The organism is Arthrobacter sp. MMS18-M83 (assembly GCF_026683955.1).
In the GTDB taxonomy this organism is placed as follows: Bacteria; Actinomycetota; Actinomycetes; order Actinomycetales; family Micrococcaceae; genus Arthrobacter.
This window is the reverse complement of the sequence record NZ_CP113343.1, coordinates 673,359-694,124: the sequence shown is the minus strand read 5'-3', so window position 1 is coordinate 694,124 and position 20,766 is coordinate 673,359. Positions and strand designations below refer to the sequence as shown.

The 20,766-nt window shown below is 62.4% G+C and carries 17 protein-coding genes and 1 pseudogene; 15 read left to right on the top strand and 3 right to left on the bottom strand.

All coding sequences use genetic code 11. The features are described 5' to 3' along the window. Nucleotides 1-27: 27 nt before the first annotated feature. Nucleotides 28-1,367 (bottom strand): annotated as a pseudogene (locus OW521_RS03280) (LysM peptidoglycan-binding domain-containing protein). Between the two features lie 234 nt (nt 1,368-1,601). Between OW521_RS03280 and OW521_RS03275 the strand changes: the two are divergent. Further along, nucleotides 1,602-1,955 (top strand): Rv2175c family DNA-binding protein, encoded by a 354-nt coding sequence (locus tag OW521_RS03275; RefSeq protein ID WP_028266705.1) that lies wholly within the window; start codon nt 1,602-1,604, stop codon nt 1,953-1,955. A 98-nt stretch (nt 1,956-2,053) separates the two neighbouring features. Here OW521_RS03275 and OW521_RS03270 read toward each other — a convergent pair whose 3' ends face one another. After that, complete coding sequence (locus OW521_RS03270) at nt 2,054-3,145, bottom strand: polyprenyl synthetase family protein (RefSeq protein WP_268022918.1); 1,092 nt, start codon at nt 3,143-3,145, stop codon at nt 2,054-2,056. After that, nucleotides 3,142-3,675, bottom strand: a complete 534-nt coding sequence (locus OW521_RS03265; protein WP_268022916.1) for a hypothetical protein — start codon at nt 3,673-3,675, stop codon at nt 3,142-3,144. The genes OW521_RS03270 and OW521_RS03265 overlap by 4 nt, the downstream gene beginning before the upstream one ends. Nucleotides 3,676-3,773: 98 nt before the next feature. Here OW521_RS03265 and dinB point away from each other — a divergent pair, with 98 nt between their 5' ends. The 14 genes from dinB (at nt 3,774) to OW521_RS03195 (ending at nt 20,702) form a co-directional block, all read left to right on the top strand. Beyond that, nucleotides 3,774-5,030: a DNA polymerase IV gene (gene dinB, locus OW521_RS03260; protein WP_268022914.1), complete on the top strand. Its 1,257-nt coding sequence runs from the start codon at nt 3,774-3,776 to the stop codon at nt 5,028-5,030. A gap of 235 nt (nt 5,031-5,265) precedes the next feature. After that, nucleotides 5,266-5,628, top strand: coding sequence for a DUF3040 domain-containing protein (locus OW521_RS03255; protein ID WP_268022912.1), 363 nt, complete (start codon nt 5,266-5,268; stop codon nt 5,626-5,628). A gap of 380 nt (nt 5,629-6,008) precedes the next feature. Beyond that, the gene (gene mraZ / locus OW521_RS03250) at nt 6,009-6,440 is read left to right on the top strand and encodes a division/cell wall cluster transcriptional repressor MraZ (protein WP_268022910.1); all 432 of its coding nucleotides are present in this window, start codon (nt 6,009-6,011) and stop codon (nt 6,438-6,440) included. Between the two features lie 183 nt (nt 6,441-6,623). Further along, nucleotides 6,624-7,622 (top strand): 16S rRNA (cytosine(1402)-N(4))-methyltransferase RsmH, encoded by a 999-nt coding sequence (gene rsmH, locus OW521_RS03245; RefSeq protein ID WP_268022908.1) that lies wholly within the window; start codon nt 6,624-6,626, stop codon nt 7,620-7,622. Further along, nucleotides 7,619-8,281 (top strand): hypothetical protein, encoded by a 663-nt coding sequence (locus tag OW521_RS03240; RefSeq protein WP_268022906.1) that lies wholly within the window; start codon nt 7,619-7,621, stop codon nt 8,279-8,281. Before rsmH ends, OW521_RS03240 begins: the two co-directional genes overlap by 4 nt. Nucleotides 8,282-8,336: 55 nt before the next feature. Then, complete coding sequence (locus OW521_RS03235) at nt 8,337-10,133, top strand: peptidoglycan D,D-transpeptidase FtsI family protein (RefSeq protein WP_268022904.1); 1,797 nt, start codon at nt 8,337-8,339, stop codon at nt 10,131-10,133. Between the two features lie 120 nt (nt 10,134-10,253). Continuing rightward, nucleotides 10,254-11,894, top strand: a complete 1,641-nt coding sequence (locus OW521_RS03230) for a UDP-N-acetylmuramoyl-L-alanyl-D-glutamate--2,6-diaminopimelate ligase (RefSeq protein WP_268022902.1) — start codon at nt 10,254-10,256, stop codon at nt 11,892-11,894. Between the two features lie 6 nt (nt 11,895-11,900). Continuing rightward, complete coding sequence (locus OW521_RS03225) at nt 11,901-13,391, top strand: UDP-N-acetylmuramoyl-tripeptide--D-alanyl-D-alanine ligase (protein ID WP_268022900.1); 1,491 nt, start codon at nt 11,901-11,903, stop codon at nt 13,389-13,391. Further along, on the top strand, nt 13,388-14,497 hold the full coding sequence (gene mraY, locus OW521_RS03220) for a phospho-N-acetylmuramoyl-pentapeptide-transferase (RefSeq protein ID WP_268022898.1): 1,110 nt from the start codon (nt 13,388-13,390) through the stop codon (nt 14,495-14,497). The genes OW521_RS03225 and mraY overlap by 4 nt, the downstream gene beginning before the upstream one ends. After that, nucleotides 14,479-16,080, top strand: coding sequence for a UDP-N-acetylmuramoyl-L-alanine--D-glutamate ligase (gene murD, locus OW521_RS03215; RefSeq protein WP_268022896.1), 1,602 nt, complete (start codon nt 14,479-14,481; stop codon nt 16,078-16,080). Before mraY ends, murD begins: the two co-directional genes overlap by 19 nt. A 2-nt stretch (nt 16,081-16,082) precedes the next feature. Next, nucleotides 16,083-17,387, top strand: a complete 1,305-nt coding sequence (gene ftsW, locus OW521_RS03210; protein WP_268022894.1) for a putative lipid II flippase FtsW — start codon at nt 16,083-16,085, stop codon at nt 17,385-17,387. A 6-nt stretch (nt 17,388-17,393) separates the two neighbouring features. Beyond that, entirely contained in the window at nt 17,394-18,500 is a 1,107-nt protein-coding gene (gene murG, locus OW521_RS03205) for an undecaprenyldiphospho-muramoylpentapeptide beta-N-acetylglucosaminyltransferase (protein ID WP_268022892.1), read from the top strand. Next, nucleotides 18,497-19,870 carry a UDP-N-acetylmuramate--L-alanine ligase gene (gene murC / locus OW521_RS03200; protein WP_268022890.1) on the top strand — a complete coding sequence of 458 codons (1,374 nt, stop codon included), beginning with the start codon at nt 18,497-18,499 and terminating at the stop codon, nt 19,868-19,870. The genes murG and murC overlap by 4 nt, the downstream gene beginning before the upstream one ends. Next, on the top strand, nt 19,863-20,702 hold the full coding sequence (locus OW521_RS03195) for a cell division protein FtsQ/DivIB (protein ID WP_268022888.1): 840 nt from the start codon (nt 19,863-19,865) through the stop codon (nt 20,700-20,702). Before murC ends, OW521_RS03195 begins: the two co-directional genes overlap by 8 nt. The last annotated feature ends 64 nt before the right edge of the window (nt 20,703-20,766 follow it).

Below are 20,766 nucleotides of genomic sequence, written 5' to 3'. Positions count from 1 at the left end.
GATCCGGGCCCGTGTTTGCGGCGTGGTTCAGCTGAAGTTTTTCTTGTGCGCCAGAATTGCGGCCACGTAGGCCTTCGTGTCGTTGTACATGCCGTACTTGCTCACCGAGTACTGGCCCTGGTAATAACCTGCGATGGCCGTGTTCACGTCCTTGCTGGTGTTCACCAGCGCCCGAATGATCGCGACTCCGGCAGTGACGTTGTCGTACGGGTCGAGAAGGTTGAGCTTGCGTCCTACCAGTTGGGAGGCCCATTCGCCGGACGAGGGAATGACCTGCATGGTGCCGATGGCGTTGGCAGGGGAGACCGCACGCTGGTTGAATCCGGATTCCTGGAAGGCGAATGCCAGAGCCAAGGAGGGGTCTACGCCCATGCGGCGCGCAGTGTCGGCCACGATCCCCTTCATCTGGGCGGTGCTGGGAACCGGAGAAGCATTGAGGAGCGCCTTGTTCGCGTTGGCTGAACTGACGACAGCCGCCGGGTAGGTGTAGCCCAGGAATGTGCTCGGGACCAAGGGGGTAGTGACGGGAGCCGGAGCGGCGGGGGCGCCGGGGATGGCGAGCTTCTGGCCCGGGTAGATGATGGTACTCATGGACAAGTGGTTTGCCGAGAGCAGCGACGAGAGGGAGACGCCAACGAGGGAAGCGATACCCCCCAAGTGTCGCCGGACTTGATGGTGTAAGCGCCGGTGGCGGCAAGCACCGGTGCTGACGGCGCGGGAGCCGGAGCAGGTGCCGGCGCCGCAGGAGCTGGTGCGTTTGTTCCCGGCCCGACCTTGATCTGCTGTCCCGGGTAGATGATGGACCGGCCGTCGAGGCCATTCCAGCTGAAGACATCGGACAGGGCCACTCCATTGCGGGCGGCAATACCGCTCAAGGTATCGCCGGACTTGACGGTGTAAGTCGCCGCCCCGGCTGACGATGACGTGCTGGGGGCCGGTGTCGGCGCGGCAGTCCCTGAACCGGACAGCTTGATCTGCTGCCCCGGGTAGATGATGGTGTTGGCCGAGAGCCCGTTGAGTTGCAGCACTGTGTTGGTGTTCAGCCCGTAGCGGGCAGCGATGCCGCTGATGGTATCGCCCCGAACGATCGTGTACATGTCCGGAACGGCCGGAGCCATCGGTTGCATGGAAGCCGGGATTGTCGAGGCAACGGCAGACGCCGGAATGACGTTGGCGGCCACGGCCGAAGCCTGGGCCTTCATGGCGGCGGCCAGGGTGGCAGGCATCCGCTGAGGCTGTACCGCCGGTAGCGCAGTTGCCGATTGGGCAAGCGCCAGCGAAGAGAGCATGACGACGGGCAGAGCCGCTGTAGTGGCCGCAATTTTCGGCATGCTCGTTGTCTTCTTGGGCGAGCGGGGCGTCGTCATGGGAGCAATCCTCATCTCAGCAGCGGACATTTTGGGAATGCCGCTGTTGCCAGTGATACCTGTGTTACTAAAGTGGGTAGTGATGCAAATGTGATCAATGTGAATGTCTCACATTTTTCGTTTCCGCACAAGAAATCCCGAGGTTTGCGATTCTTGGGCATTCACGGCCCTAAATCCTGCCCTTGCAGCCAGGCTGGCTAGGCGCAAAGCGCACAGGCGTGGCAATCTTGATCCGTGAGTAATGTAGAAAGTCTCGTTTCCGATTGGCTGCCGCTGCCCGATGTCGCAGAGCTGCTGAACGTTTCAATCACCAAAGTCCACGGTCTTCTGGATGAGCGTGCAGTTGTGGCTGTGAGAGTGGGCGAACGGAACATCCGTTCGATTCCCGCTCTCTTCATCCAGGACGGTCATGTGGTGGACAGCCTGAAGGGCACCATTGCCGTGCTTGGCGATGCCGGGTACACGGATGAGGAGCTCATTGCATGGCTCTTCACCCCGGACGAGTCGCTGCGTGGCCGCCCTGTCGATGCGTTGCGTGAAGGGCGCAAGACTGAAATCAGACGCAGGGCCCAATCGCTGGCCTGGTAAAAGACCCGCCTTTAATACAGTGGTGGCGGCAGGAAACTGCCGCCACCACTGTATTAAGCCGTATTCAGGCGGCTATTCACCTGGATGTAATCAAGATTTCATGCGGCCCGGCTGACAGCGGCTTCGGCCAACTGCCGGAGTGCAGTGAGTGGGAGTTCAGCCAGGGGTAGGCGGTCCAGCGCTTCGAAAGCTTCGTTGCTGAGCTCTTCGATCATTGCCTCCGTGGCTTCGAGGGCTCCGCAATCCACGATGATGCGCCTGATCTCGGCAACCTCGGCCTCACCGAGGTCCTGCCTGCCGAGCATGGAGTCGATGTAGGCGGAATCCGCAGCTCCGGCTTGGTTGATGGCAAAGCCGACCAACACGGTCCGCTTGCCTTCGCGTAGGTCATCGCCCGCTGGCTTTCCAGTCGTCCCGGGGTCGCCGAACACGCCCAAGACGTCGTCGCGCAGCTGGAATGCCTCACCAAGTGGCAGCGCGAAGGCGGAATAGCCTTGAAGGAGCTCTTTGCTTGCGCCGGCCAAGGCGCCCCCAAGCGCCAGGGGGTGTTCTGTCGAATACTTTGCCGACTTGAAACGGATGATGGACTGGGCTCGCTTGACGGCACCCGCACGGTCCCGAACTGGACCTGCTACTTCCTCCAGGATGTCCAGATACTGCCCGGCCATGACCTCCGCGCGCATCAGGTTGAAGATCCGCCGCGCAGAAGTCCCGGAAGCAGCCCTGGCGCCGATCTGCGTGAACGCCTCCTCGCTGAAGGACAGGCACAGGTCCCCGGTGAGAATAGCGGCAGCATGCCCGAAACGTTCACTGTCGAGTGCCCAGCCCTCGCGCTCATGGAGTTGGCTGAACCTTTTGTGGACGCTGGGCCCCCCGCGCCGGGTATCAGAGCGGTCGATGATGTCATCGTGAATCAGGGCCGCGGCTTGGAAGAGTTCCAAGGCGCAGCCGGCCGTGATGATGTCCGGATGCGCAGACTCACCGCCGGCACCTCGCCATCCCCAGTAGCACATCAATGCCCGGAGGCGCTTCCCGCCTGTCACGAGGTTCGTGATGGAGCCCATGAGGGGAATGACATCGGAGGATATGGTCGACATGGTCTCTTGTTGCGCACCAAGGAAGCCGCTAAGTTTGGCGGCGACGTCGGCAACAAAGCGGCCCTGTTCAGCACCGAGGCTTTCCGTAGTCACTTGACGGACCCGGCGGCCACGTTGGCGCCGATGGTGAATGTGGATTTACCGGCGTTTTCCACCACCGAGATGTTTACCGTTTCGTTGTCCCCACGCAGGAAGTCTTTTGATTTGATGCTTCCCACGGTGTTTCCGGGAACTTCCTTGAAACCCTGTGCCGTGAGCGCAGATGTATAAAACGCCACCACGGAGTCGGCAGGCGATGCAATGGTGCCGACCAATGCCACCGAAGCCGGGGAGGTGTTCTTGTCGAAACTGCTGGACTCCACGGCTGCCTGGGGCATCAAGGGAATCAGTTGTTGCGGGAACCCCGGTACGAGGGCTCCGACCGTCGCGGACGCCCCCGCGATAGCCGTGGAAGAAGTAGTCGGCGCGTGGCTTGCGGAAGCAGCTGCCGCCCCGGACGATGTTGGCGCCGGCCCTTGGGATACCGTGCTCGCAGGGGACGACCCGCAAGCCGAAATGGTCAACGCGACACCCGTGGCCAACAGGGCCAGGCTGACGGGTTGAGGCTTTCCAAAGAGCTTCACAGGGATTTCCTCCTGGGGACGACGCCGGATGCTGCTTCCAGCTTAGGGTGCCGGAAGCTGGCTCCAGTTTAACGGGTACAGCGGCATAGGATTTCCTTGTGAAACCACATGCGGAGGACCCAGGGCAAGGATTCACCCCGGATCCCGCTGCGCTGCGGGAGCTGAGGCGCACCAGCATCCTCCACGTGGACATGGATGCCTTCTTTGTCACGGTTGAATTGCGCACCCGTCCTGAACTCCGCGGAAGACCGGTCATTGTGGGCTTCCCGGTGGATCGCTCCGTTGTGCTTTCGGCCTCCTACGAAGCGCGCGCCTTGGGCGTAAGGTCTGCCATGCCCATGGCCAACGCCATGCGGATGTGTCCCAAAGCGGTCATCATTGAACCACGTCACAGCCTCTACTACGAGGTCTCCCGGCAGTTGATGGGAATCTTTGAATCGATAACTGACCTCGTGGAGCCCCTGAGCGTCGACGAAGCTTTCCTGGACGTCGGCGGGGCGATCAGGAGATTGGGTCCGCCACTTCAGATCGGACACTTGATCCGGCGCCGCGTCGCCTCGGAGCTGGGAATTACGGCGTCCGTCGGGATTGCCGCCAACAAGTTCGTTGCCAAAATTGCATCCACGCGCTGCAAGCCCGACGGACTGCTACTCATTGAGGCGGACCAGACCGTAGCGTACCTGCACAGTCTTCCCGTAAACGCCTTGTGGGGAGTCGGGGCCAAGACTGCCGATGTCCTTGCCAGGCTGGGGATCCGCACCGTGGCCGATGTTGCGGCAACGCCCCTTTCTTCCTTGAAAAGGGTCCTCGGAGCTTCGGGAGAACACGTCCACCGATTGTCCATGGGTTTGGATTCTCGGCCGGTTACGCCCACACGCTTGGAAAAGAGCATTGGCTCCGAAGAAACGTTCGCGGTCGATACCCCGGACGATGAACTGCTGCACCGCGAGTTGCTCAGGCTCTCCCACCGCACCGCTTCACGGCTACGGACTGCCGGGATGCTGGCCCGGACAATCGCGTTGAAGCTGCGCTATGCCGATTTTTCGACAATCAGCCGCAGCAAGACGATGCACACACCGGTGGACAGCGCCCAGCTGATCTATCAAGTGGCGAGCCAGCTGCTGGCATCCTTGGGGGACAGGCCCATGAGCGTGCGCCTTGTGGGCGTACGGGCCGAGCAGCTCGAGCCGGCCGAACACGCCTCGCTGCAGTTGAGCCTGGATCGCAGGGACGACAACTGGCGGGCGGCTGAGCAGGCGCTGGACCGGGTCAGCGAGCGATTCGGCAGTAAAACCGTTCTTCCGGCGAGGCTTCTGGAACCGCAGACCGAGCCTAATGAGCCGGGATCTCCTTAGCTGTCGAAGAGCTCCTAGTGTGCCTCCGGCGTGTCTTTCAGAACAGCGGCCAACAAACTATCCTAGAGATACACAGATTTAGACCGTCTGGATAAATTGCTCCGTTGTGTCTGTTCCGTGAGACCGTGTTCACAAGACCCGGTCTTCGGGAACCCTTTTTTGGATTCGTCCGTTCAAAGGAACAGAGGCAACGGCCGCGGCGTATCCAGACGCTGGCCGACTAAAGGAGGTCGCGATGCCCCTCTCGGAGCACGAACAGAAGCTCCTCGAGCAACTCGAGAAGCAACTGCATGAGGACGATCCAAAGTTTGCCAATTCAATGGGCTCTGACCCCATTCGTTCATGGTCGACCAGGCACATCGTTATTGGCGTTCTAGGCACTATCGCCGGGATCCTCCTGTTGTTGGTAGGTGTGTCGTTGCAGAACATCTTCCTTGGTGTGCTGGGCTTCATTGTGATGGGCGCCGGCGTTTACTTCGCGACCCTGCGAAGGGTTATCGGCGGCAAGACGAAGAGTGCCAAACCCGGTAAGGCCAGGAATTCATTCATGAGCAGTCTTGAGGAGCGTTGGGACGAGCGTCGCCGCGGCGAAGAGTAATTGAGAGCCCTTATTTAGCGCTTGGCTTCCGCAGGAAGCCGGGGCCCTCCACATTGCACCACCAGGCGCTGGCCTGATTGCGAAAAGACCCGAATTTCGGGTCTTTTCGCATTTAACGCCCGGTTCGCCGCGTATCAGGAGGGCTCGAGCACGGCCTTGGCTCCGCCGTCGCGCCCTCCGAGAAGGCCACCGCAGAATCCGCTCCACATTCCACCACGCACGAAATCGCCGTGTTTTCAGGCGCCCTCATTCGAAAGTGGGGCAGAAACACGCCGGATTGCGTTGACTGTGGGGGCTTGTGGAGTAAAGTGGAGCAAGTAAGAGGGTAGTGGCGGCGTTGGGCAGGTACGGGCACCTTTGACAGATGGGGCGGTGGGCCAGTGTTTCTTGGCACGCATTCGCCGCGTCTGGACGAAAAGGGCCGGATCTTCCTCCCCGCCAAGTTCCGCGAGGAACTTGCTGACGGCTTGGTGCTCACAAGAGGCCAGGAGCGTTGCATCTACGTCTTCAGCCAGCGGGAATTCGAACGTATTCACGAATCCATGCGGGAGGCCCCCATCTCCTCCAAGCAGTCACGTGACTACATCCGGGTTTTCCTGTCCGGAGCCTCTGACGAGGTACCTGACAAGCAGGGGCGCGTGACAATTCCGCAGGCGCTCCGGACCTACGCAGGTCTCGATCGGGAACTGGCGGTAATCGGCGCCGGAACCCGGGCGGAGATCTGGGATGCCCAAGCTTGGGATGAGTACCTGGCCGAGAAGGAAGCCGCCTTCTCGGAGACCGACGACGACAATCTCCCCGGGTTCTTGTAGAAGCCGGGCCAAGAAGCAGCAAGGCTTCTTGGATGGGATCTCCAGCCGCCCATCACGTTGTTTTCCTGGCTCACCTTCCCCGGAGCCAGGCGGACACTGCGATAGGCGCGGATGGGGATCCGACCCAAGAAGCAACCAACTGACCGGCAGATGCACCGAACAATTCAGCACTGAGGAGGCCGCATGGAGGAGCAAGACGCGCCAAAACCAACCTCGGAGCGCCATGTACCGGTCCTGAAGGACCGGTGCATCAATTTGTTGGCACCCGGTTTTGAAGCGGCCCGCAGCCGTGGAGAGACGCCCGTCGCCATCGACGCAACGTTGGGAATGGGCGGCCACTCCGAAGCGATGCTCCAACGTTTCCCCGATCTCCACCTTGTTGGAATAGACCGGGACGAAGAGGCCCTCACCCTCGCAGGAGCGCGACTGGAGCCGTTCGAGGCCCGCACTGATCTTGTACACGCCGTCTATGACGAGATTGAAGACGTCCTTGCGGACCTTGGCATCCCCGAAGTGCATGGCATCCTCATGGACCTCGGGGTGTCTTCCCTGCAGCTGGACGAGCGGGAGCGCGGCTTCGCCTACTCCTACGACGCACCACTGGACATGCGCATGGACACGAGCCGCGGCCAGACGGCCGCTGACGTTGTCAACAACTATTCCGAAGAAGACTTGGTTCGGATCATCCGCAAATGGGGCGAGGAGAAGTTCGCCGGCAGGATCGCCAATCGCATCGTCGCGGCGCGGGCCAACAAGCCCTTTGCCACCACGGGAGAACTGGTAGAGCAGATTCGCGGCGTGGTTCCTGCATCGGCGGCAAAATCCGGAGGACATCCGGCAAAGCGGACGTTCCAGGCTTTGCGGATTGAAGTCAACGAGGAACTCGATGTCCTGGAACGGGCAGTACCTGCTGCTCTATCGGCCTCAGCAATGGGGGGACGTGTGGTGGTGATGTCCTACCACTCGCTCGAAGACAAGATCGTCAAGTCAGTATTCCAGTCACGGTCCAAGTCCTCAGCTCCTCTCGGTTTCCCGGTGGAACTCGAGGAACACAAACCGGAATTCAAGACGCTGACCAAGGGCACGGAAGTGCCGACGCCCGAAGAAATCGCCGAAAACCCGCGTGCGGCATCCGCCCGCTTGCGGGCCGTGGAACGCATCAAAGCGAGGAAAACAGCATGAGCACTGCCGCCGCGAAGATCCTGCCGACCACTGTGGGCAACACGGCGCGCGCCTTGCCCGTCCGCGGCCCGGAGCGCGACGCACCCCGCAAGGCGCGGACGCCGCTCTCGCTCGTTCAGAGCGTTCCCGGAAGACGACGCACTCCGTTCGTCGTCTTCTGCTTTGGCGTGCTCGCGGCAGCACTGCTGACAGTTCTCGTGCTAAACATCTCGGTTTCCACGGCCCAGTACGACCTCGTGAAGCTCAGGAACGATGCTGCATCCCTGAACAAGCAGAACCAGGATCTGACACAGCAGGTCCAGAACTTCGAAGCTCCGCAGAATCTGGCGGCCAAGGCCGCAGAATTGGGAATGGTAGCTTCCACTGCCACGGGCCAGATCGATCTGGACAACCTGGCGGTCACAGGTAAGGCGACGCCGGCAGTCAAGGGACAGAATCCTGGTGCTGTCATAGCTGCTCCTGCGGTTGCAGGTCAGCTCAGTGTCGTACCTCCTGCAACCGCCAAGGATCCGTTGGAAAACCCTAAACCAACAGGAACTGCTGACTCCACACCGGCCAAGCCGGAGGCGCCCGCGGCCCCTGTGGCACCCAAGCCGCCGGTTGTGGATCTCCACGGTGGTTCGGTCCCCGCTCCACAGCAGAAGGTGCCCGGGCATTAGCCTCCAGCCGACCTGATTTCAGGGTAAACAGCAAGGCAAGCAGCAAGGAATCGACGTGGTGCAGAAAACCGGCAAATCGAAGAACAAGAGAACGCCGGCGGCGAAGAAGCGCCTTCGCATCGGCCTCGGAATCATGCTGACGCTGCTCCTCGTGGTCGGGGGCAAGTTGTTCCTCGTCCAGGGACTGGACGTCGGCGGCATGGCCGAGGCCGCCTATAACAACCGGCTGAAATCCACGATTCTGCCCGCCGAACGCGGCAAGATTCTTGACGCCAACGGCACAGTGCTCGCCAGCAGCGTGATCCGTTACAACATCGTGGTTGACCAGACGGTCAACACCGCCACCACTGAGTTTTCGCGCTACAACGCCCGGACCCAAGGCATCGACAAGATCTCCAGGACCCAGGGCATTGCGGAGCTCGCCAGCGCCCTGGGGATGGACGTCAGCCAGGTCACGCAAGCTGTGAGCGGGGAGAAGAAATACAACGTCGTGGCCAAGGAAGTGAAGCCCGAGGTCGAGGACCAGATCTCCCAACTGCACATCCCGGGTGTTGGATCCGAAGGCATCAGCAAACGCGTCTACCCGAATGGGAGCGTTGCCGGGGGCGTCATCGGATTCCTCAAGGACGGCACCACTGGCCAGGCAGGCCTTGAACAGACTCAAGACGAGCTCCTCCGCGGGAAGGACGGAAAGAGGGTATTTGAGATCGGTGCCGACGGTCTTCGCATTCCCGTGGCAACCGACCTGCTGACCCCGGCCGTGAATGGCAAAGACGTCAAGCTGACTTTGAACACGGATATCCAGTACTTTGCGCAACAGGCCATTCAGACGCAGGTCAATCAGCTCAACGCCCAGTGGGGCTCGGTAGTCGTCGAGGACATCAAGACCGGAAACATCATCGCGATGGCGGATACCAACGCCCCGGACCCCAATGACCCCGGCAAGGTTGCGGCCGCGGACCGTGGAGTGCGGTCGGTGACGGCGGCCTACGAGCCTGGTTCGGTAGAGAAAATGATTACCGCCTCGGCAGCGATCAATGAAGGAAAGTCCAGCCCGCTGGACACGTTCACCATTCCGCCAGCTGTAACTATTGACGGTCAGACGTTTACCGATGCTTTCCCACACGGAACCGAACAGAGAACCCTTGCCGGTATCCTCGGCTATTCGATGAACACCGGTACCGTGATGGTCGGCAGCCGCCTGACCAAGCAACAGCGCTACGACTACCTCAAGCGCTTCGGCATCGGCGAAGCTCCGGACATTGGTCTTCCCGCTGAAGCCACGGGCATCCTCGCGAAGCCTGAGCAATGGGACGACCGGCAGCAGTACACCGTGCTGTTCGGCCAAGGTGTTTCCCAGTCCACCCTCCAGACGGTCCGGGCCTACCAAAGCGTAGCCAATGGTGGCGTGATGCTGCAGCCACGACTTATCGACGGCTACGTCGGCGCTGACGGTGTTGAGGCGAAAGTTCCTGCCAAGGATCCCAGGCAAGTCGTTTCCAAGGAGACTGCACAGCAGGTCCGTGACATCCTTGAGAGCAACGTCACCATGGGTGAGGTGAAAGATGCCGGCATCGACGGATACCGGGTCGGTGCGAAGACTGGAACCTCCGAGGCACCCCGTGAAGACGGGCTGCCTGGCTTCGACGGGTTCACCGCTTCCATCATTGGAATGGCGCCCATTGAAAATCCACGGTTCATCGTTGAGGTAGTTGTCCAGCGCCCTAAAGGGAACATCTACGGCATCACCCAGGGTCCGATTTTCCGCTCGGTCATGGGCCAGGTCCTGCGCACCTACAACGTCCCCCCGTCCACCGGCACTCCGGCACGGTTCCCGCAGTACGCCAAGTAAGTCAGTTTCGCCAAGTAAGCTTGTTGGGCATCTGTCCGGCCAAATTACGATCCACCCATGCCGATTCCGGGAGCCCCCGTTCCCGCGCGGCCAGTTTTACGAGTACCAACGGAGACCCACTTGTCAGAGCAGAATGACGCCGTTTCGATCCCTACAGGGAACCCGTCGGCTACGGACAAACCCGGCTTCCGTCCCGCCGTCGTGACCGCGGTCCCTCTTGAGGCCATCGCCGCGTCCCTGGGAATCGCGCTTCCTCCGGACTCCGGCGGTACGTCGGTGACTGGTGTGTCCCTCAACTCGCGCACCGTGGAACCTGGAGACCTGTACTTGGCCCTGCCCGGAGCCACACGCCACGGAGCCGACTTTGTCCCCCAAGCTGTGGCCGCCGGCGCCGTAGCCGTCTTGAGTGATGAGGACGGCGCACGCCAACTGGCGCTCAGCGACGACCTCGCTGTTCCAGTGCTGATCGTCAGGAGTCCCCGCGCCGCCGTCGGGCCTCTCGCTGCCTTGATTTATGGCAGCCAACCCCACGACGCGGCTTCGCCGACACTTTTCGGCGTCACGGGTACAAACGGCAAGACCACCACCACCTACTTCATCAATTCGCTTCTCCGCGCGCTGGGCTTGAATCCTGGCCTGATTGGGACGATCGAAATCCTTGCGGGAGGCGAAGCCATCCCGAGCCTTCTGACAACGCCGGAGTCGACCGACGTCCATGCCTTGCTCGCCCTCATGCGTGAGCGCGGGCTGGATGCGGCTTCCATGGAGGTCTCCTCCCACGCCCTGTCCTTCCACCGGGTCGACTCGGTGACGTTCGACGTCGCCGGCTTCACTAACCTGACCCAGGACCACCTGGACCTTCACGGCAACATGGATGAGTACTTCCGGACGAAAGCGGAACTCTTCACCACCGCCCGCGCACGCCGGGGCGTGGTGACCGTGGACGATCAGTGGGGGATGTTGCTGGCCGAAGAGGCCGGAATTCCCGTGACCACGTTGTCCGCCGTACCCGGCACGGATGCTGACTGGTCTGTGGTCTCCACCACGCAACGCGGGCTTGGAACCGACTTCGAGCTCCGCCACCGTGACGGAACAGTGCTGCGCGTCCACACAGGACTGCCCGGGGACTTCAATGTCGCCAACGCGGCCCTGGCGACCGTCATGGTGCTGGCTTCCGGCATCGATCCGCGGGCATTGCAGGCGGCGCTGGACAGTGACGATCCCTTCACCGTTTCCGTACCGGGCCGGATGCAGTTGATCTCGGACGCCCCGGCTTCCGTGGTTGATTTCGCCCACAACCCGGACGCGCTGGCGAGGGCCTTGAAGGCGGTACGCTCCCCGGAGCCCGGATCCCGGGTAATCGTCGTTTTCGGTGCCACAGGCCAACGGGACCAGGGCAAGCGGCCGACCATGGGAGCCATAGCGGCCCGGCTCGCCGACGTCGTCATTGTCAGCGACGACGACCCCCACGACGAAGACGCGGCGACCATCCGTTCGGAAGTCATCGCCGGGGCCCGCGCTGCCCGCGAGTCGGAGCATCTTGACTGCGAGATCCTGGAAGCGTATCCACGGGATGTTGCCATTCGCCAGGCCGTGGAAATGGCCACAGAAAGGGACACCATCCTGATCGCCGGCCGCGGCCATGAAGTCTGGCAAGAAGTGAAGGGTGTCAACCTTGCACTCGATGACCGGGTAGAACTGCGGGCTGCCTTGACAGCCAGGGGATTCAGAGTTTCCACGGACGAGCGGATAGAGTCCTAGACCGAGATGATTGCACTTACTGCGGCGGAAATCGCCGATATCACCAACGGCCGATTGGCAGCGGACCCCGGCATTGTTCCGGTGTCCATCGTCACCGACTCCCGCGAGGTGGCTGCCGGATCGATGTACGTGGCCAAGCCGGGGGAGAACGCGGACGGTCATGCTTTTGTGGGAGCGGCGTTTGAGTGCGGTGCCGTTCTGGCGCTGACTGAGCGCGACGTTTCCGACGACGACGGCCGGACATACCCCGCCGTCGTCGTCGATGACGCCGTGCTCGCCATGGGTGCGCTGGCCGCCGAGTCCGTTCGCCGCATCCGTGCGGCCCGCGCGGCACAAGGGGAGCCTTTTACCGTCATTGGCATCACGGGCTCGGCAGGCAAGACCACTACCAAGGACCTGCTGGCGGGGATTCTGTCCCGGGCCGGGACCACAGTTGCCCCGCAAGGTTCGTACAACGGTGAAGTCGGTGTACCCCTCACCGTATTCCGGGCCGATGCCGGCACCCGCTTTCTCGTGATCGAAATGGGCGCCACCGGCGTTGGCCACATCAAGTACCTCGCCGAGATGGTCCAACCGGACATTGGGGTCGTTCTTGGCGTCGGCACCGCCCACTCTGGCGAGTTCGGTGGCGTGGAGAACATCGCCAAGGCCAAGGGCGAACTCGTCGAAGCGCTGGGGCAGGACGGAACGGCGATCATCAACCTCGACGACGACCGGGTCGCGGCGATGGTTTCACGCACCCAGGCCAAGGTGCTCGGAACCACGGCTACCGGCGCTTCCGGGTCGGCTGTTGAAGCCAGGGGCGCCGATATCGACGAGGGCGGCCACCCGGAATTCGATCTGATCCTGCCCGACGGCGGGGCCTCCCATACGGTCCACAGTAAGCTGATCGGTGCGCACCACATCACCAACCTGCTTGCCGCCTCGGCCGCGGCGTTTGCGGCAGGCGTCCCCGCGGCCGACATCGCCGCCTCGCTGAGCGAGCAGTCGCCGGCCAGCCGATGGCGGATGGAACGCACCGAGCGGGCAGACGGTATCACCATCATCAACGACGCATACAACGCGAATCCTGAATCCATGCGTGCCGCCCTCCGCACTCTTGCCGATCTAGGCCAAGGTCGTCGCACCTGGGCGGTCCTTGGCGCGATGCTGGAACTTGGCGAAGACTCCATCCGCGAACACGCGGCGGTGGGGACCCAAGTGGTTCGCTTGAACATTTCCCGTCTGGTGGTGGTTGGCCGGGAAGCCCGGTCGCTGTACATTTCCGCGATCCAGGAAGGGTCCTGGGGCAACGAGTGCAGTTTCGCTGAGACGGCTGACGAGGCCTATGAACTCCTGCAGGCTGAGCTTGAGCCAGGTGATCTGGTGCTGTTCAAGTCCTCGAACGGGGTGGGCCTCCGGCATTTGGGGGATCGGATAGCATTACCCCCACAGGCCGGGACGAGTGCGAACACCGCGGCTGTAACCGCCGCCAATGAAGGGAACGAGCTCCTGTGATTGCACTGTTGATCGGCGCCGGCGTCGCCCTCCTCGTGGCTTTGATCGGGACACCGCTCTTCATCCGGTTCCTTGTGACCAAGGGCTATGGCCAGTTCATCCGGGACGACGGACCCACTTCCCACCACACCAAGCGTGGTACTCCCACCATGGGCGGGGCCGTGGTGGTTGCGGCCGTGCTCATCAGCTACGGGTTAACCCATATGATCATGTGGATGATGAATCCGCGTTCACCGGGCCCGTCCGCTTCGGGCCTGCTTTTGTTGTTCCTGATGGTTGGCATGGGATTCGTTGGTTTCCTCGACGATTTCATCAAGATTTCCAAGCAACGCAGCCTCGGGCTCAACGCCAAAGCCAAGCTGATCCTTCAAGCTTTCGTTGGCATTGTCTTCGCCGTGCTGGTCCTGAACTTCCCCGACGCGGACGGCATCACTCCGGCATCCACGCATATATCCCTCGTCCGCGACATTCCCTGGCTGAACCTGGCCTTCGGGGGCACGGTCCTCGGCGCCATCCTGTTCGTCATCTGGTCGAACCTGATCGTCACTGCGGCGACCAACGGCGTCAACCTGACGGATGGCCTGGACGGCTTGGCCGCGGGCGCCTCCATCATGGTCTTCGGGGCGTACACCCTCATGGGAATCTGGCAGAACAACCAGGCCTGCGGTTCGCCACGTGAGGCCGGCAGCGGCTGCTATTCGGTCCGCGACCCGCTCGATCTTGCCCTCTTGGCGGCCATTTGCAGTGCTGCGCTGGTGGGCTTCCTCTGGTGGAACACATCCCCGGCGAAGATCTTCATGGGGGACACCGGTTCGCTGGCAATCGGCGGCGCGGTCGCCGGCTTTGCGATCCTCTCCCGCACTGAGCTTTTGTTGGGCATCATCGGCGGCCTGTTCGTCCTCATCACGCTGTCGGTCATCATCCAGGTGGGCTACTTCAAGGTCACCAAGGGCAAGAGGGTCTTCAAGATGGCCCCCCTGCAACATCATTTCGAACTCAAGGGCTGGGCCGAGATCACGGTGGTTGTCCGATTCTGGATTCTCTGTGGCCTGTTCGTGGCCGCAGGCCTTGGTATTTTCTATGCTGAATGGGTGGTGCTGCTGTGAGCGCAAGTCCTCAAACCAAGCCTTCGGCCAATGACCGGCTCCGGGATCTCGTCAGTTGGGACTCGGACTGGAAGGGCCTTCGCGTTGTGGTGACGGGCATTGGCGTCTCGGGTTTCGCTGCCGCCGACACCTTGATCGAGCTGGGCGCGCGGGTGGTGGTGGTTGACGCCGCCACGAGCGCCAAGGCACTCGCCCAGGCGGACACCCTGAAGATCGTCGGCGCGGCCGACGTCCTCCTGGGCGAGGACGCCGTGAAAACACTGCCTTTGGTGGACGGCGAGAAGGCTGAACTCGTGGTGACGTCACCGGGCTGGCGGCCGGACCAGTCCCTCCTGGCAGCTGCCAAACGCGCCCATGTACCGGTGTGGGGCGACGTCGAACTCGCTTGGCGGGTGCGCGAACGCGAGGGCCGCAAGACGGCGGACTGGCTCACGATCACGGGTACAAACGGCAAGACCACCACGGTGGGCATGACCGAGGCCATGCTGCAGGCGGCGGGCCTCAAGGCGATTGCTGTCGGGAACGTCGGGACTCCAATCCTCGACGCCCTCCGGGACCCGGTGGAATACGATGCTTTTGCGGTTGAACTCTCCAGCTTCCAGCTGCATTGGAGTGAATCGCTCTCTCCTGTGGCCAGTGTGTGCCTCAATGTGGCAGAAGACCACGTTGACTGGCACGGCTCCTACGAGTCTTACCTCGCGGACAAGGCAAAGATCTTCGAGCATACGCAGAAGGCGTGTATCTACAACGCTGAGCAGATCGAGACCGAACGCATGGTGGAGAGCGCCGACGTCGTCGAGGGTTGCCGGGCGATCGGATTCACCACTTTGACGCCGGCGGTCAGCATGCTTGGCGTCGTCGAGGGGTTGCTCGTGGACCGTGCGTTCATTGAAGAACGCAGGAGCTCAGCCGAGGAACTTGCGTCCTTGGCGGACCTGGGGCCGGCTGCCCCGCGGCATATGGTCGCCAACGCCCTGGCTGCTGCCGCCCTGGTGCGCGCCTACGGCGTCGATTCCGCGGCAGTGCGCGAAGGACTGAGGAACTACCTCCCGGGAGATCACCGCATCCAGCCCGTGGCCAAGCTGAACGGCGTGCTTTGGATCAACGACTCCAAGGCCACCAATCCGCACGCGGCCTCGGCGGCCCTTTCCGCGTTCGATAGCGTCGTCTGGATCGCCGGCGGCTTGTCCAAGGGCGTCAACTATGACGAGCTGGTCAAAAGCAACGCGCGCAGGCTCAAGGCCGTGGTCCTGATCGGAACCGACACAGCGGATCTGGAAGCCTCCCTCAAGCGACACGCAGCGGATGTGCCTGTAATCGGGCAGCCCAAGGGCGACACTGAAATGGTGCAGTCCGCCGATTCAGCTGGTGCCGCCCCGGAACCGTCTCCGATCTTCGGCGACACCGTCATGGCCCATGCTGTCGCGTCGGCAGCAAGTGTCGCCGTGCCCGGCGACACTGTGTTGATGGCCCCGGCGGCTGCTTCCATGGACCAGTTCTCTTCCTACGCTCACCGTGGCGACGCTTTCATCCGGGCAGTTCGCGAGCTAGTGGAAGGCCAGGCACAGACCACCGAGGAGTAACAATGGTCAGCACGCCCACGCGCACCGGGCCCGGGCGGACCCGGGCCGGCAAGGCAGCTCCCGCCGGACGCGCGGCCGGCGATGCTCGGCCGTCGCTGCCGTCGCGCATTCGTTCTGGCATAGGCGGTTTCTGGTCAACGCTTGAGGGAAGCGGTAAATCGAGAAACGGGTCCACTTACTACCTGATTCTTGGCGCATCGCTTGCACTTACGGCTATCGGGATCATCATGGTCCTTTCGGCATCCAGTGTTGAAGCGATTGCGGCCGGCGAATCTCCCTACTCGATCGCCACCAAGCAAGGCATTTTCGCGGGTATCGGCATCGTCTTGATGTTGGTGCTTTCGCGGGTCAATGTCCTTTGGCTCAAGCGATTCGCGTGGCCAGCCATCGTTCTCGCGGTTGCCTTGTTGGTGCTCGTCCTGGTCATTGGCAAGCGGGTCTTGGGAAACCAAAACTGGATCGAGATCGGCGGCTTCACCTTCCAACCTTCGGAATACGCCAAGTTCGCACTGGTGCTCTGGATGGCCACCGTCCTTTCCGTCAAGGCAAAGCTTCTTGATAGGTGGACGCACGCACTGATCCCGATCGTCCCTGTCTCGTTCTGCATCATTGGACTGATCGTGGCGGGCCATGACCTCGGAACGTCGCTGGTGGTCATGCTCATCATGGCTGCCGGGTTGTTTTTCGGCGGCGTCAACCTGAAGCTCTTCGCCGGGGCAGGTGGCGTTGCCGCCGCCGCCGCGCTGATACTCGCGTTTACCAGCGGCAACCGGATGTGCCGGATCACTTCGTGGATGGGGCAGAGCTGTGCGGGAGCAAGCGACATCGGTTTCCAGAGCGAACAGGGGCTGAACGCCCTTGCTTCCGGGGGCTGGCTTGGCGTGGGGCTTGGTCAAAGCCGGCAGAAGTACCAGTGGATTCCCGAGGCCCACAATGACTTCATCTTCGCCGTCATCGGGGAGGAACTCGGCCTCGTGGGTACCTTGGTGGTACTGGTGCTTTTCGCACTGCTCGCTGTGGCCATCTATCGCGTGGTCAGCCATCAGGAAGACCTTTTCGCCCGGGTGTTGGGCGGCTCGATCATGGCGTGGATGCTCGGGCAAGCGGCCATCAACATGGCCATGGTGGCCGGTCTACTGCCCGTGATCGGCGTTCCGCTGCCTTTCATCTCCTACGGCGGTTCAGCACTGGTGATGTCCCTATGCGGCGTGGGCGTAGTGTTGTCTTTGGCCCGCGCCCAAATGACTTCTGCCAGCCCTTCCAAACGGCGCGGGCGGCCTGCGAAAACTGCACGAAAGCGTACATAGCACTCCATGAATTCCCAGCCCAAGCCACTGTCCGTGGTCCTCGCCGGTGGCGGGACCGCAGGACACATCAGCCCGCTGCTCGCCATCGCCGACGCCCTCAAGTCGATGCGTCCGGATGCCAGCATCCTTGCCGTCGGCACGCCCAATGGTATGGAAACCCGGCTCGTTCCCGCCGCTGGCTATGAGCTGGCCACCATTGATCGGGTTCCGTTTCCCCGAAAGCCTTCCGCGGATCTGCTCAAATTGCCCGGCAAGCTCGCCGCCGCCGTCAAACAAGCCGGCCGCATACTCGACGACGCGCACGCCGACGTCCTGCTGGGCGTGGGCGGCTACGTTTGCACGCCGATGTATCTTGCGGCGTGGCGCCGGAAGATCCCCATCGTCATCCATGAGGCCAATACGCGCCCCGGACTCGCCAACCGGGTCGGGGCCATGTTCACCAAACATGTTGGCGTGGCTTTCCCGGAGACCCGGTTGCGGCATGCCCGTCACGTTGGCATGCCGATGCGCAAGGCCATCGCCGGCTTGGACCGGGCGGCTGGTCGCGCGGATGCCAGGCAATCGCTCGGCTTGGACGCCGAACAACCTGCGCTCATCGTGACGGGCGGCTCTTCCGGTGCCCAGAGCATCAACCGAACCATTGCCGGTGCAGTTGCCGCTTTGGCGGAAGCTGGAGTCCAAACACTGCACATCACCGGCCGTGGCAAGGCAGTCAAGAACGACGACGGCGCCCCACTCGCGGCCGATGGGTACCATCAGGTGGAATACGTGGACGGCATGGAAAACGTCTACGCAGCAGCGGACGTCCTCCTCGCGCGCTCCGGAGCGGCAACGGTCAGTGAGGTAGCCGCCGTCGGGCTCCCCGCGGTATTCGTTCCGCTGCCCATTGGAAACGGCGAGCAGGCCATGAACGCCTCCGCGTTGGTCAAGGCCGGTGCTGCCCTCTTGGTCGATGACGCGGCCCTGACCGCGGATTGGCTCAAAGCCGAGTTGATTCCTTTGCTCACTGATCAATCCCGCCTCGATGACATGGCCAGCAAGGCAAAGGAACTCGGCATTAGAAATGCTGATCAGCGGATGGCTGATCTTGTACTGGAAGCGGTATCCGAATGACCCAGCCCCTCGCAGACCTCGATTCCCTTGGCCGGGTCCATTTCATCGGTATCGGCGGCGTAGGCATGTCCGCCGTCGCCCGCATCATGGTGGCCCGGGGCGTTGTGGTGAGTGGTTCGGACGCCAAGGACCTGCCCGTCATGGCTGACCTCCAGGCCGCGGGCGCCCGGATCGCCGTCGGATACGCCGCAGGAAATCTCGGTGAGGCGCAAACTGTTGTTGCAGGTTCGGCCATCAAGGCTGACAACCCGGAGCTCGAGGCCGCCCGCGCGGCCGGGATCCCGGTGCTGCACCGCTCCGAGGCCCTCGCGGCGACGATGGGCTCCGATCGTGTCGTGACCGTGGCAGGTACCCATGGCAAGTCCACCACCACCTCCATGGTGGCTGTGGTGCTCAGGGAAGCGGGCCTGGATCCATCCTTCGCCATCGGTGCCAATGTGCCTGCCCTCGGCGTCAACGCGGCGCACGGCACCTCGGATATCTTCGTTGCCGAGGCCGACGAATCGGACGGTTCCTTCCTCAATTACCGGCCCCTCATTGCCGTTGTCACCAACGTCGAGGCCGACCACCTCGACTACTACGGCACGCCTGAGGCCGTCTATGCCTCCTTCGACAGCTTCGTAGCCCTGCTGCCAACCTCTGGAGTCCTGTTCGCCTGCGCGGACGACGACGGCGCCTGTGCCCTCGCGGAGCGGACCCGCGCAGCGGACAATACCCGTGTGCTGAGCTATGGGACGGCAGCGGACGCCGACATCCGCCTGCACGATGGCGGTCCGGGTGATGTCTGGGTCTCCGCCGATGGACAGCGGCACCGCCTCGACCTTCAAGTCCCCGGCCGGCACAACGCCCTGAACGCGGCTGCAGCGTTCGGCGTCGCCGTCGAACTCGGCGTGGCACCTGAGGCTGCCGCGGCCGCCCTAGGCCACTTCACGGGAGCGTCGCGGCGATTTGAGTTCAAGGGGCAGGGGAGGGGCGTCCGGGTGTATGACGACTACGCCCACCACCCCACGGAGGTCCGGGCTGCTTTGTCGGCTGCCCGCTCGGTGGCAGGCGGTAACAAGGTGCACGTGCTCTTCCAGCCGCATCTGTTTTCGCGCACCCGCGAATTCGCCGAGCAGTTTGCAGAGGCGCTGGGGGAAGCGGATACCGCCCTTGTCCTGGACATCTACCCTGCGCGCGAGGACCCCATTCCCGGGGTCACGAGCACCTTGATCACGGAGCGCATGAAGAGCGGCAGGCTGGTGGCGGACGGGCAGGAGGCCTTGGATGCGGTTCTCTCCGCGGCCAGCGACGGCGACATTATCTTGACCGTCGGAGCCGGTGACGTGACGGCTTACGGGCCCCGAATCGTGGAGTTGTTGGATGGCTGATACCCGGAAGCCCACTTTCAAGCCGCAGGCGGGAACCCGGCCTGGGACCGTCAGTGCTGAACGCAGCCTCGACGATCCTGTTGAGGTCCCTTCAGGGGCCGCAACCGGAAAGGACAGCAATGTGCTCGCCTTTCCGGAACCGAAAGGGCGCAAGCGCCGGCGGACGGTTCTTGCCGCGCTCGCCATCATTGTTGCCCTGGTTGCCGGCATCATGGCTGCGGCCATCTATTCACCGGTGTTCGCAGTCCGCACTGTGACGGTGGACGGAGCCAAGTTGCTCCAGCCGGCTGCGGTCCAGAAAGCACTTGAGCCGGTGAAGGGAAAACCGCTTCCGCAAATCAACGACGCCGAGATCGCGGCGCTGCTCAAGCCTCTGGTCCAGGTACGCTCTGTCAGCACGGAGGCCCGTCCTCCGTCCGAACTGTTGGTGCACATTACCGAACGGGTGCCTGTGGCACTGGTCAAGAACGGTGACAGCTACCTGTTGGTTGACGTCGACGGCGTCAAGCTTGGTTCGACTCCTGATAACGCATCGGTACCCTTGCCCGTCATCGACGGGCAGGGGGCCAACCAGGACCTCTTCAAGGCGATCACTGCTGTCCTGGCGACGCTGCCAGCCGACGTCCTGGCAAAGATGGCCAGCGCCTCCGCGAAGTCGCCCGATGCAGTCGAGCTCAAGCTAACGGACGGCAAGATCGTTGTCTGGGGAAACGCGGACGAGAAAGAGCTGAAGGCACGCGTCCTGGAAGCGTTGCTGAAGGCGCCGGCCAATCCGAAAGTTCCGGTGAATGTCTATGATGTGAGCGCACCGAGGCATCCATTTACCAAGTAGGCCGTTTCAAGAAGGAACTTCGCTGGCGTTCGGGGCTATTTTTGGGACTTTCATGCGACACGCG

Excerpts from the sequence above, each read along its gene's own strand:
- OW521_RS03255 (WP_268022912.1), top strand. The coding sequence starts at position 5,266 with ATGCCCCTCTCGGAGCACGAACAGAAGCTCCTCGAGCAACTCGAGAAG.
- rsmH (WP_268022908.1), top strand. The coding sequence starts at position 6,624 with ATGGAGGAGCAAGACGCGCCAAAACCAACCTCGGAGCGCCATGTACCG.
- OW521_RS03240 (WP_268022906.1), top strand. The coding sequence starts at position 7,619 with ATGAGCACTGCCGCCGCGAAGATCCTGCCGACCACTGTGGGCAACACG.
- OW521_RS03225 (WP_268022900.1), top strand. The coding sequence starts at position 11,901 with ATGATTGCACTTACTGCGGCGGAAATCGCCGATATCACCAACGGCCGA.
- murD (WP_268022896.1), top strand. The coding sequence starts at position 14,479 with ATGGGTGGTGCTGCTGTGAGCGCAAGTCCTCAAACCAAGCCTTCGGCC.
- ftsW (WP_268022894.1), top strand. The coding sequence starts at position 16,083 with ATGGTCAGCACGCCCACGCGCACCGGGCCCGGGCGGACCCGGGCCGGC.
- murG (WP_268022892.1), top strand. The coding sequence starts at position 17,394 with ATGAATTCCCAGCCCAAGCCACTGTCCGTGGTCCTCGCCGGTGGCGGG.
- murC (WP_268022890.1), top strand. The coding sequence starts at position 18,497 with ATGACCCAGCCCCTCGCAGACCTCGATTCCCTTGGCCGGGTCCATTTC.
- OW521_RS03195 (WP_268022888.1), top strand. The coding sequence starts at position 19,863 with ATGGCTGATACCCGGAAGCCCACTTTCAAGCCGCAGGCGGGAACCCGG.